8 protein-coding genes are annotated in these 12,254 nt (G+C 38.4%); 7 read left to right on the top strand and 1 reads right to left on the bottom strand.

Annotated elements, in window-relative coordinates:
- Nucleotides 1-100 precede the first annotated feature (100 nt).
- The 6 genes from OQ292_RS32180 to OQ292_RS32155 all read left to right on the top strand — a co-directional run bounded on the left by OQ292_RS32180 (nt 101) and on the right by OQ292_RS32155 (nt 8,573).
- A complete protein-coding gene (locus OQ292_RS32180) occupies nt 101-2,155 on the top strand; it encodes a ThuA domain-containing protein (RefSeq protein WP_284688399.1) in 2,055 nt (684 codons plus the stop codon).
- A gap of 12 nt (nt 2,156-2,167) precedes the next feature.
- The gene (locus OQ292_RS32175) at nt 2,168-3,616 is read left to right on the top strand and encodes a Gfo/Idh/MocA family protein (RefSeq protein ID WP_284688398.1); all 1,449 of its coding nucleotides are present in this window, start codon (nt 2,168-2,170) and stop codon (nt 3,614-3,616) included.
- 25 nt (nt 3,617-3,641) lie between these two features.
- Nucleotides 3,642-5,099, top strand: coding sequence for a putative oxidoreductase C-terminal domain-containing protein (locus tag OQ292_RS32170; protein WP_284688397.1), 1,458 nt, complete (start codon nt 3,642-3,644; stop codon nt 5,097-5,099).
- 1 nt (nt 5,100) lies between these two features.
- Nucleotides 5,101-5,925, top strand: coding sequence for an SDR family oxidoreductase (locus tag OQ292_RS32165; protein WP_284688396.1), 825 nt, complete (start codon nt 5,101-5,103; stop codon nt 5,923-5,925).
- A gap of 115 nt (nt 5,926-6,040) precedes the next feature.
- Entirely contained in the window at nt 6,041-7,234 is a 1,194-nt protein-coding gene (gene uxuA / locus OQ292_RS32160; RefSeq protein ID WP_284688395.1) for a mannonate dehydratase, read from the top strand.
- A 46-nt stretch (nt 7,235-7,280) separates the two neighbouring features.
- Nucleotides 7,281-8,573: an MFS transporter gene (locus OQ292_RS32155; protein ID WP_284688394.1), complete on the top strand. Its 1,293-nt coding sequence runs from the start codon at nt 7,281-7,283 to the stop codon at nt 8,571-8,573.
- A 4-nt stretch (nt 8,574-8,577) separates the two neighbouring features.
- Here OQ292_RS32155 and OQ292_RS32150 read toward each other — a convergent pair whose 3' ends face one another.
- The gene (locus OQ292_RS32150; RefSeq protein ID WP_284688393.1) at nt 8,578-10,443 is read right to left on the bottom strand and encodes a hypothetical protein; all 1,866 of its coding nucleotides are present in this window, start codon (nt 10,441-10,443) and stop codon (nt 8,578-8,580) included.
- Nucleotides 10,444-10,857: 414 nt separating this feature from the next.
- Between OQ292_RS32150 and OQ292_RS32145 the strand changes: the two genes are divergently transcribed.
- Nucleotides 10,858-12,243 (top strand): TolC family protein, encoded by a 1,386-nt coding sequence (locus OQ292_RS32145; RefSeq protein ID WP_348970697.1) that lies wholly within the window; start codon nt 10,858-10,860, stop codon nt 12,241-12,243.
- The last annotated feature ends 11 nt before the right edge of the window (nt 12,244-12,254 follow it).

Below are 12,254 nucleotides of genomic sequence, written 5' to 3'. Positions count from 1 at the left end.
TATTTTACGCAACCGGTTGCGTAATAAAATAAATAAATATAACTTCGTAAAGAGCTAATACTCTAATGACCGAAACTATAAATATCAACCGATTGCGTAAATGAAAATGAATAACCTTAGCACCCAAAACAAACAAGTCGGCACCAAGCCCGATAGCAAGATTTTCTTTATTTTGATGCTGATAACAGCTATTTTTCCCACTAAAATTCAAGCACAAAATGCCCGTACACTTGCCAGATTAACTGTAGAAATTGGCGAAAAAGACAGGCAAAACACCCCAGTTGGTGCTTCAATTGAAGGCATCACACTGCAACAAGAAGACTATGCACTACAACTTTACGAAGTTACAACAAGCACAAGAAAACCAGTAGCTGCTCAGCTCGATTTAACCTACACTCCGCGTTTGTACTGGATACTCGAAGGAGAATCTGCTGCCAATACAAAAAGAATCTACGAATTGGTACAGGAGAAAAAAGGAGATGAAAGTAAACAAGCCATCACACTAAAAAATAATGGGGAAGCCATAGAAGTAAAACGTAGAGGCAAACCTGTTTTAAATTATCATTACGCAATTACTCCTCCACCAGCAGGTGTTTCAGAATTATTTGAACGTGGTGGTTACATCCATCCATTGTGGTCGCCAAAAGGCAGTGTTCTAACACGTATTCAGCCAGATGACCATTATCATCACTATGGAATCTGGAACCCTTGGACACACACAGAATACAAAGGAAAAGAGACTGATTTCTGGAATTTGATAAAAGCACATGGTACCATTAAAGTAAATGAAGTGCCTGCATTTAATAGTGGCGATGTATTCGGAGAATTAGAAGTTACGCAAGATCATGTTGTATTTGAAGATTCTACTCGCCAAAAAGAAGAAACCGCTTTAAAGGAAACTTACCAGTTAAAAATTTGGGATACCGGTCAAAACTCCGATAACATAGTTGTAGATTTTACTTCTGTTTATAGATGTGGCACTGAAAACCCGCTCACTTTGGTTGAGTACCGCTATCAAGGATTTGGTTACAGAGCTAGAGCCAGTTGGGATGATAACAATGTATCTTTACTCACTTCGCAAGGGAAACAAAAGAAAGATGGAAACTCTACCCGTGCCAGATGGGTAATTATTTCTGGTCCTACAGAATCAGGCAATTCTGGTGCTTTGTTCATGACCTACCCTAGCAATTACAATTACCCAGAAATGATTCGTATCTGGCCAGAAGGTTCTAACAATGGCAAAGAAAATGTTTTCCTCAACTTTAACCCAACCATGGATCGTGACTGGGAAATGGAACCCGGTAAGCAGTATACATTAAAGTATAGAATGGTCACTTTTGAAGGAGAAATGGATGCAGCTACCGCAGAAAGTTACTGGTACGATTATGCGCATCCACCAAAAGTTGAAGTAGAACCCCTACTCACTTCTACCAAAAAAGAAAGCACAAAACGCATTCTGCTATACACTAAAAACGGAGAAGGTTATGTGCATGAAAACATTGCTAGCAGCATTGCAGCCATTAAAAAACTGGGTAAAGAAAATCTGTTTGAAGTAGATGCGACCGAAGATCCTAAAGTTTTTACTGATGAAAATCTGGCACAATACGATGCATTGGTTTTCTCAAATACCAATAACAAAATCTTTGATACACAAGCACAAAAAGATGCATTGCAACACTACATTCAAAATGGAGGTGGTTTTGTGGGTATTCATTCGGCAAGTGGTTCCGAAAGAGACTGGCCTTGGTTCTGGAAAATGCTAGGTGGCAAATTTATCAGGCATGCCAACTTTCAAGAATTCGGAATGAAAATTCTGGATGCCAACCATCCTGCAACGGCTGCTATTCCTAACAATTGGTCAAGAGCTGATGAATGCTATTATCTTACCGATCTCAATCCTGATATCCATGTGATACTAGCAGCCGATTTGGAAACTGTAGAAGATGAGAAGAAAAGTGAGTATCCGGGAAAAGTTTTTGGCAATAGCTTTCCAATATCGTGGTATCACTATTTTGATGGTGGCAGAGAATGGTACACCTCATTAGGCCACAGTCCAGAAGATTACGAAGACCCAACATTCTTAAACCATATTCTTGGCGGAATTCTCTGGGCAATAGACGGACAAACTCACAAAAAATCACTTCCTGAAGATTAAACATTGACAAATATGAAAATGAAAAAACAAACTACTAAAAAAGCAATTAACAAGCTAAGTAGAAGAGACTATCTCAAAACATCAGCATTGGGTGTCGGCTCTATATTTATGCCTACCATTGTGCCAGCATCTGTGCTAGGTAAAAATGCGCCTAGTAACAAAATTAATATTGGGCAAATTGGCTTTGGTAGAATTGCCAGAGGTCACGATTTACCCGAAACCATGAAATACGATATTGCTCGAGTAGTAGCAGTGAGTGACCCAGATAGCAAAAGGGCAAATCTTGGTAAACAGTTTATCGAAAATTATTACACAGAGAAAAAAGGGAAAGCAAATTATGTAGATGTAAAAACCTATGAAGATTACCGTGAGATGTTAATGGATAAAGACATTGATGCGGTAATTATTAGTACACCCGATCACTGGCATGCGCAACCTGCCATAGAAGCTGCACTCGCTGGAAAAGATATTTATCTACAAAAACCGGCTGCACTCACTATTGAAGAAGGTAGGGCAATGAGCAACATTGTACATAAAACCGGGCGCATTTTTCAAATAGGCAGCCAACAAAGATCTACAAATCCGTGGCCTCAATTTAAGCATGTTTGCGAACTGGTGAGAAATGGCAGAATTGGTGAAATTAAAACTGTAAAAGTTGGGTTGGGAACTGATCCCGCTGGTGAAAAATGGGCTGAAATGCCAGTGCCAGAAAACTTAAATTATGATATGTGGCTAGGTTCCACACCAGAAGTTTATTACACCGAAAATGGCGTGCATCCGCAAAACGATTTTTCTAGACCGGGTTGGTTGAGAATAGAACAGTTCGGAGCAGGGATGATTACCGGTTGGGGTGCTCACCACATCGATACGGCTCACTGGGGATTAGGAACCGAATACACTGGCCCAATCGAAGTTGAAGGGAAAGCAGATTTTCCAACAAGTGGTTTGTGGAATGTACATGGAGATTTCTCAGTAACTGCCAAATATGAGAATGGTGTAACTATGGAAATTAGCAGTGCTTTCACGAATGGCGTACGATTCGAAGGAACTGAAGGATGGTTGTTTGTTTCTCGTGGAGATGTTTCTGTAACCAGTAGCGATCCAACTTCTGGAAATGGAAATCCGGCTTTGCAGGCAAGCGATCCTAAAATTCTCACTTCAAAAATCGAAGAAAATGAAATTCATCTCTATCACAGCGAAGAGCAGCATGGCAATTGGTTAGACTGCATCCAAACCAGAAACCAACCTGTAGCTCCTGTTGAAGTTGCCCATCGCTCTTGCAGTGCTTGTCTCGTTGCACACATCGGAATGAAATTACAGCGAAAACTGCACTGGGATCCAATAAACGAAAGATTTAAAAACGACGATGAAGCCAATGCGATGCTTTCTAGACCTCAGAGATATCCATGGGGATTTAAGCATATCGACAAGCTATCTTATTCAGAATTTGATTTAAAATAATTAATCATTCGCTAAACTAAATTTTATGAACTTGAGAAAAAGCATGCTAACAAAATCACTAATAAGAGCAGTCGCAACAGCCTTTGCTATTGCCATTGTTTCGGGTGCATGCACTAGTCCACAATCCGGGAAAATGGAAGATAAACAGGAAGAAGACATCCCTAAATTTTCAGGTGAGAAGGGAGAAGTTGTTTTGATGACGGTAGACCCCGGACATTTTCATTCAGCTTTAGTGCAAAAATTTATGTATCCGCAGATATCGCCCAAAGCTTATGTTTTTGCTCCTGAAGGAGACGATGTTCAACAGCATCTTTCAAAAATAGAATTGTATAACAGCAGAGAAGACCAACCAACCAATTGGGAAGAAGTGGTGTATACTGGTGATGATTTCTTTGAGAAAATGCTGGCAGAAAAACCCGGAAATGTGATGATGGTGGCTGGTAATAATGGTAAGAAAACTGAATACATCAGCGAAGCTGTAAAAAACAATATTCATGTATTGGCTGATAAGCCTATGGTGATTGAGCCTGCTGAATTCGAGCTTTTAAAATCTGCTTTGGAAGAGGCTGATAAAAAAGGATTGCTGGTATACGACATCATGACTGAGCGATTTGAGATCAGTACCATTATGCAGAAAGAGTTATCGGCTTTTCCAGAAGTGTTTGGAGACTTGGAAAAAGGAACTCCTGAAAACCCAGCCATTTCAAAAGAAAGCGTGCATCACTTTTTCAAATACGTTTCTGGGCTTCCATTAAAAAGGCCTACATGGTTTTTCGACATTAAGCAACAAGGAGAAGGAATTGTAGATGTTTCCACGCACTTGGTTGACCTTATTCTTTGGGAATGTTTTCCTGAACAAGGTATCGATTACAAAACTGAAACTGAGGTGATTTCTGGTAAGCGTTGGCCAACTAGTTTATCTTCCACACAATTTGAAAAGGTTACTGGTGAAACTCAATTTCCAGATTTCTTGAACAAAGATGTAGTAAACGATTCGCTACAGGTATATGCTAATGGTGAGATCATTTTTACTACCAGAGGTGTGCATGGCAAAGCCTCTGTAATCTGGAATTTTGAAGCGCCAGAAGGTGCAAAAGACACACACTTTTCAATGATGCGAGGCACAAAAGCGAACCTTATTATCAGACAAGATGCTCCTCAAAATTATCAGCCTACTTTATATGTAGAGCCTGTAGCAGGTAGCGATGCTGCAAGTATTGAAGCTGGATTAAAGTCGACTCTTGCAAGCTTAGCCAACAAATATCCGGGAATGGAGATGAAGAAATCAGACAATGGTTGGGAAATCATCATCCCTGAAAAATATAAAAATGGGCACGAAGCTCACTTCTCTCAGGTAACAGAAAAATACCTCGAATACCTGAAAGAAGGAAAAATACCCGATTGGGAAAAACAGAACATAATTACTAAATATTTTATCACAACAGAAGCATATAAATTAAGTCACCAAAACACCAGCAATTAAAATGGAAGAGAAAAAGAATTTATTTGATGTAAGCGGAAAGGTAATAGTTGTAACAGGAGGCGGAGGCGTACTAGGCGGTTCCATGGCTGAATACCTGAGTGAAAACGGCGCAAAAATCGCCTTGTTGGATTTAAAAGCAGAGCCTGCCGAAGCGAAAGCGAAAGAACTGAATGATGCTGGCGGCGATGCAATCGGTCTTGCTGCCAATGTTCTGGAAAAAGAAAATCTGGAAAAGGTTAATGAACAAATTCTTGAAAAATGGGGAAGAATTGATTGCCTAATTAATGCCGCTGGCGGTAACATGCCCGGTGCCACTGTTTCACCAGACCAAACAGTTTTCGATGTATCTATTGATGCCGTTCGAAAAGTGCTAGACCTTAATTTGATGGGTTCGGTAATTCCTTCTTTAGTTTTTGGTAAAACCATGACCGAACAAAAAGAAGGCAGCATTATCAATATCTCTTCGATGGCAGCCACTCATTCTATCAGTAGGGTAATGGGCTACTCAATGGCAAAAGCAGGTATCGATATGCTTACCAGATGGATGGCATTAGAACTGGCTTCTAAATTTGGTTCTGGTTTAAGAGTAAATGCCATTGCTCCTGGTTTCTTTATTGGCAACCAAAACCGAAAACTACTCACCAACGAAGATGGAAGCTATACTGAAAGAGGACAACAAGTAATACAAAATACACCAATGGGCAGATTTGGAGATAAATCTGAGTTAAACGGTGCAATTTTATACTTATGCAGCGAAGCTTCTCAATTTGTAACAGGTACTATTATTCCAATAGATGGAGGTTTTAGTTCTTACAGTGGAGTATAAAAAATCATTACTTCTGCATATAAAATTTATGTGCAGAAGTCTCTCTCTTTTGATTTGTATTGTCCACATCAAATCACACCTTAAATAAAATATACTGCATCTTAAAAGTTTTCATATGAAAAAATTACTGCAAACATGGCGTTGGTTTGGTCCACAAGATGCCGTAACACTGGATGAAATTAAGCAAACTGGCGCCGAAGGAATTGTTACAGCCCTACATCACATACCTTGTGGCGATGTTTGGGAAAAAGAAGAAATTAAAAAAAGAGTGGATGCCATTGAGGAAAAAGGTTTGAAATGGTCTGTTGTAGAAAGCCTCAATATCCATGAAAGCATAAAAACGGGAGCAGTACAGCGAGATGAGATGATCGAGAAGTATTGTATCTCACTAAAAAACCTAGCCGCTTGTGGGCTAAAAGTAGTTTGCTACAATTTTATGCCAGTGCTCGACTGGACAAGAACTCACCTAAAATATACTTTAAAAGATAGTTCTGAAGCACTAAGATATTATGCTCCTGCACTGGCTGCTTTTGATATGTTTATGCTAAAGCGTGAAGGAGCCGAAAAAGACTTTTCGAAAAGTGTTCGCGATAAGGCTGCTATTTATTTTGAGGAGGCAAGTAATTCGGAAAAAGAAAGACTACAAAATACCATTATGGCGGGTCTGCCTGGGACAGATGAAGTTTTTAGCATTCCAGAATTTCAGCAATTTTTAAACATCTATAAAAAAATTGATCATGCAAAACTTCAGGAAAATCTTAAATACTTTTTAGAAAGAATTATTCCTACAGCAGAAAGTGTAGGCATTAAGATGTGTATTCATCCAGATGATCCCCCCTTCTCCATTCTAGGTTTACCAAGAATTGCAAGTAATGAAAATGACCTCAAAGCAATTGTAGAAATGGTAGATTCTCCATCGAATGGCATTACATTTTGTACAGGTTCATTAGGAGCAAATCCTAAAAATGACTTACCCGGTATGATTGCCCGTTTAGGAAAACACATCCATTTTATACACCTCAGAAATGTAAAATGGGAAGATGATGGCAGTTTCCATGAAGCAGATCACCTCAATGGCAGTGTAAATATGTTTGCCATAATGTGGGGATTAATAAAAGAACAAGCCAAACGAAATGCATCAGCTAAAGCTGTAGTAGATATTCCGATGAGACCAGATCACGGTCACCAATTCAGCTTTGATGCAGGAAGAAACTTTTATCCGGGCTACTCGGCAATTGGCAGAATGCGCGGATTAGCTGAGCTCAGAGGGCTCGAATCTGGAATTAGAGGAATGCTTTCATTCACTTGATCTAGTAAAAGCATCAATAACACTTATCAATTTTTAATTTGTAAATATGAAACTGAAAACTGACCAACTAGCTGCACAAATAGATAAAAGCAAGAGTGGTGGAAATTATCGTTGGAGAATTTGTGCCTTGTTATTTTTTGCCACTACTATTAATTACCTCGACCGACAAGTACTCGGAATACTCGCTCCTTTTCTTCAAGAAGATATGGGATGGAGTGAGGTGGATTATGGAACAATTGTATCTGCTTTTAAAATCGCTTATGCCATCGGTTTGATAAGTATGGGCAACTTGCTCGACCGAATTGGAACTCGATTAGGATATGCTATTTCAATATCAATATGGAGTTTGGCTGGTGCTGCCCACGCATTTGCCGGTACAGTAACTGGTTTTGCTACTGCCCGGTTTACATTGGGTTTGGGCGAATCTGCCAATTTTCCTGCTGCTATAAAAACTGTTACAGAATGGTTTCCGAAAAAAGAGCGAGCTTTTGCTACTGGTATTTTTAATTCAGGAAGTAACATAGGTTCGATTCTGGCTCCTTTGGCAGTGCCATTCATTGCCGTACAATGGGGTTGGCAATGGGCATTTATTATTACTGGTGCCATTGGTTTTATATGGTTGATCTTCTGGTTAACGACTTACAAAACACCAGAACAACATCCAAAACTCAGTAAAGAAGAATTAGCCTATATCCAACAAGACCAAGAAGAAACCCAAAAGAAAATTCCTTGGATTAAACTATTGGCTTATAGAGAAACTTATGCCATTTGCTTTTTAAAATTTGTAACCGATCCGGTATGGTGGTTTTTCCTTTTCTGGTTACCAAAATTCCTTAACTCCACACACGGAATCAGTTTAACAGAACTCGGTCCTCCTCTTATTACTATCTATTTGGTTTCAGATTTAGGAAGTATTGCTGGTGGTTGGTTCTCTTCTTATCTGATTAAGATAGGTAAGTCTGTAAACTTTGCTAGAAAGACAACAATTCTAATTTGTGGTATCGCTGCATTGCCTATTGCAATTGCTTCTAGAGTAGACGATTTATGGATAGCTGTGGCTTTAATCAGTTTAGGAACTGCTGCACATCAGGCTTGCTCAGCAAATATTTTTACCATCGTTTCAGATGTATTTCCAAAAAATGCGATTGGTTCTGTAGTAGGTATTGCCGGCACGGCTGGTGCCTTAGGTGGTGTAGTAATCGCCTATTCAGTAGGAGTTATATTAGAAACTACTGGCAGTTACATTCCTATTTTTACTGGCTTTAGTTTAGCCTATCTTGTTGCGTGGGTAGGCCTAAATATAGGCATACCCAAACTGCAACAAGTTAAAGTAGAATAGGCAATTATTTATTAGCAGAAACTTCTACATTGTCTAATAGAAAGATCGCTTCATCAACTGCTTCGTCAGCTCCCGGTAATGGTTCTGATTTCTTTTGATTCGGTGTTTTTCTATTAGGCAAGTTTCTGTATTCTCCTGTTCTAAAAGATAATCTCTCAACAGATTTTACAGCTTCTGCCAATTGAGCATCTTTCAATACTTCTTTTCCATTAATGCTCAAGCTGTATTTACCATAAAGTGTAGCATCAACATCTAAGGCTATTTCGTAAGTTTTACCAGTTTCGTATTTCATCACTGTTTCGTACTCACTACCATTATTTGCTAGAATTTCTCCTTTTTCATTTAAAATAATTCTCACAGGGCGGTTTCCATATCTGTCTACTACTTCCATCTCTATAGAACCTGTATTATTTTGTTTTGGAGTGATGTTGTATTTCACTTTTACATTCTCTCCTTCTTCAAATACTCTAATAGCTCTAGCATAATCATAAGGGTCTTTGTCTGAAAGTTGTAAGCTTTTGCCTCCACTATTCTTTACAACTTCAACTGGTGCCCAAGCCGGATGATAGATATTCCAGTCAGTAACTTTACCACCTACTTCCATTTTTTCAAAATCATCTTTCACATTACCTTCTACACTATATTTAACCGGAGTCGGTACATTACTTACCCAAATATCTTCTTTATTTACACTATATGCTAGCCACATACCGTCTCCTGGAGGGTTTCCATTACCTTCAGCGATACCTCTTGTATAACAAGGTCCGAAATCTTTCCATCTACCAAAAAACTTTCTTACTGGAATCTCACCATGCACAAGCACCATGTCATCATAGATAATTCCGTCGTCACTAGTTACAGTAATCAGTGGGAATCTATACTCTTGCATTTCAATCGGATTGTATACCATTGCATATCTGCCATCATCCGTTTTTTGTCCCCAATTTTTACCACCAGCCATTAACAAGGTTGGCACTTTCACTGGTTTAGAAAATGTTTTTCCTTCATCGTCAGACAAGGCAGTGTGAGAAAACTTCCATAGTGCGACTACTTTTCCATCTTTTCTATGGTAGTAAGAAAGTGCCGAAATCTCTTCTCCTTCTACAGGTACTTCGTAAAATCCGTTTTGGTCATTGTCTTCGTCTCGCCATTGCAATGTTTTTAACTTGTCTTTTAATAATGCATCACAAGCTGCTACAAAACCTTTATCTTTTGCGCTTTTGTAAAAAGGATAGCTGGTATTGCTCTCATCAAAATCTGTATGGCTGCTGTACTTTATAAAATGAATAGGACCTAAAGTACCATCTTTATAAATCTCTCTTACTACTCTACCGATTCCACCTTCATTAAAAGGGTGTTCTGTATGGCCATAAAAAGCCAATAATAATAAGCGTTTGTTAGGTGCTACATAAAATCCCATTCTTTGGTGCATCATGTAGCCATCGTATCCCTCTGGAATTTCTACACCTTCTGGCGCTTCATATGGTGGAAATACTTCTTTAGGTTTTTCCCAATTTCTACCATCTTTTGAAGTAACCAATAAAGTATGGCCAGGAGCAATATGCTCATCTACAGGGTTACTCAAATATTCTAAATAGAATGTTCCATTCCAATAAGCAATATTTGGAGCGTGATTGTATGTCCAACCAAAATCATCAGCTAATTCGGGGTGTGTTCTGTTTACTCTTAATACTTGTGTGTTTTCTGTTCCGATGGCATAGCGCAACCTGCCTTCGTGCACACTGGGATCAAGCGTAACACCACCAACATATCTTACGGGTTCATGAATAGAACCTGTTTGAGCAAATACAGATAGATTGAGAAGTAAAAATGAGAAAATTGTGAGTGTTGAATTATAGCGTTTTCGCATCAGTAGTCTTTAATTTGTTAGTATTAAATGTGTAATAACCTAACATCAAATATATGATAGTTCTGGCGCTGTAAAAGACTATGCCGAAGTAATTTTTGCTAAAATGAGCTTTGTTCTTACCGAAATATCCCCAAATAATTCTTTTATAACCTAAATTAGTATACAGCTAAGCTCTAATAGATACACCAATACCAATTGATACTACAACTATCAAAATTATTTAATATAATCATTTTTTTTTGATGATTCATTTAAAGGATGTCCTGAATTGTTAAGTAATTTTTAATATTTAGTTTTGAAACAATGGGATATTACAGTTTTACCATCTATTTTTACAATAGATAAAAGTGTGATTATTCTTAGTTTTGTTAGCACTATTTAAATTCGGCAATCACTAATACATCAATCAGCATAATGAGTAAGAAAATTTTACTTGTTTTAATGACTCTCATTTTAACAAGTTACCATGCATTTTCGCAAGAAGTGCTTTCTCTTAAAAAAGCTATTGATTTAACCGTAAAAAATTATGGAACGATCAGAGCTAAAAAGCACTATTCCGAAGCATCAAACGAATTGGTTAAACAAGCCAAAAAAGCATATCTGCCAGATGTTAGATTAGGAGCAAGAAACGATTATGGCACTATCAATGGCTTGTATGGGCCATCTTATGGTTTTGGCGGATCAGGATTGGCTTCGTCTGGTCCTTTCTTATCCGAAGAATCGTGGAATGCCGCATTTGGTTCTTTATACTTTACAAGTGTAAACTGGGATGTTTTCTCTTTTGGAAAGGCAAAGCAAAACATAAAAGTAGCAGAAGCCGCAGCAGAAATTAACCAAAGAGATTTTGAGCAAGAAGTATTTCAATATAAAGTAAAAGTAGCAGCAGCTTACCTTAATTTACTGGCTGCTCAGCAACTAGAAAGTTCTTACCAGAAAAACCTAGAACGTGCCGAAACTTTTAAACAAATTGCAACCACGCGTGCCTACAATGGACTAATTGCTGGAGTTGATTCTCTACAAGCGAACGCTGCTTTTTCTAGTGCTAAAATTGCGCTAACTCAAGCAATTGTAAATAAAGAAGAACAAGCAAATCAGTTAGCTGTTTTATTAAGCTTACCTCATCAAGAATTTATACTAGACAGTGTGTTTGTAAGTAAAATTCCTTTTCTTTTACAAGATTCTGTTTCTACAAAAAACCACCCTGTTTTGCAATGGTACCAAAGTAGAATCAAATACAGCGAATCTCAGGAGAGTTTTATTAAAGCATCTTATTTTCCAACAGTAAGCTTGGTTGGGGTAATTCAAACCAGAGGTTCTGGTTTTGGCTCAAATTACGCATCAGAGCAACTAGACTACAGTTCTGCTTATTGGGATGGCGTGCAACCTAGTAGAGGAAATTATCTTTTAGGTGTAGGGTTATTCTGGAATTTGGCTCAACCTTTCAAAATTTCTAATCAGTTTAAGGCACAAAAGCTAACCAGCTCTGGACTACAAGAAGAATATAATCTGGCAACCCAGCAAATTGAAGCTCAACTGGCACTCTCAGATATCAAAATCAAAAATGCACTCGACAATTTTAGAGAAGCACCTATACAAGTAGATGCTGCACATGAAGCATATCTAAGACAATCTAAGCTGTACGAAAACGGGCTTACCGATTTAAACACAGTTACTCAGGCATTATACGCATTGGTGAGAGCCGAAACAGATAGAGACATCGCAAACAACAATGTTTGGCAGGCTTTGCTTTTGAAAGCCGCAGCAACCGGCAATTTTAATTTATTCGAAGATCAACTGTAAGAATATTACAA

This window comes from Chondrinema litorale, from assembly GCF_026250525.1.
In the GTDB taxonomy this organism is placed as follows: domain Bacteria; phylum Bacteroidota; class Bacteroidia; order Cytophagales; family Flammeovirgaceae; genus Chondrinema; species Chondrinema litorale.
The sequence above is the reverse complement of the archived record's forward strand: the minus strand, read 5'-3'. Positions and strand labels throughout refer to the sequence as shown.

What these genes read in the sequence shown, in the direction of transcription:
- OQ292_RS32155 (WP_284688394.1), top strand. Translation starts at nt 7,281, where the DNA reads ATGAAACTGAAAACTGACCAACTAGCTGCACAAATAGATAAAAGCAAG.
- OQ292_RS32165 (WP_284688396.1), top strand. Translation starts at nt 5,101, where the DNA reads ATGGAAGAGAAAAAGAATTTATTTGATGTAAGCGGAAAGGTAATAGTT.
- OQ292_RS32150 (WP_284688393.1), bottom strand. Translation starts at nt 10,443, where the DNA reads ATGCGAAAACGCTATAATTCAACACTCACAATTTTCTCATTTTTACTT.
- OQ292_RS32180 (WP_284688399.1), top strand. Translation starts at nt 101, where the DNA reads ATGAAAATGAATAACCTTAGCACCCAAAACAAACAAGTCGGCACCAAG.
- uxuA (WP_284688395.1), top strand. Translation starts at nt 6,041, where the DNA reads ATGAAAAAATTACTGCAAACATGGCGTTGGTTTGGTCCACAAGATGCC.
- OQ292_RS32175 (WP_284688398.1), top strand. Translation starts at nt 2,168, where the DNA reads ATGAAAATGAAAAAACAAACTACTAAAAAAGCAATTAACAAGCTAAGT.
- OQ292_RS32170 (WP_284688397.1), top strand. Translation starts at nt 3,642, where the DNA reads ATGAACTTGAGAAAAAGCATGCTAACAAAATCACTAATAAGAGCAGTC.
- OQ292_RS32145 (WP_348970697.1), top strand. Translation starts at nt 10,858, where the DNA reads ATGAGTAAGAAAATTTTACTTGTTTTAATGACTCTCATTTTAACAAGT.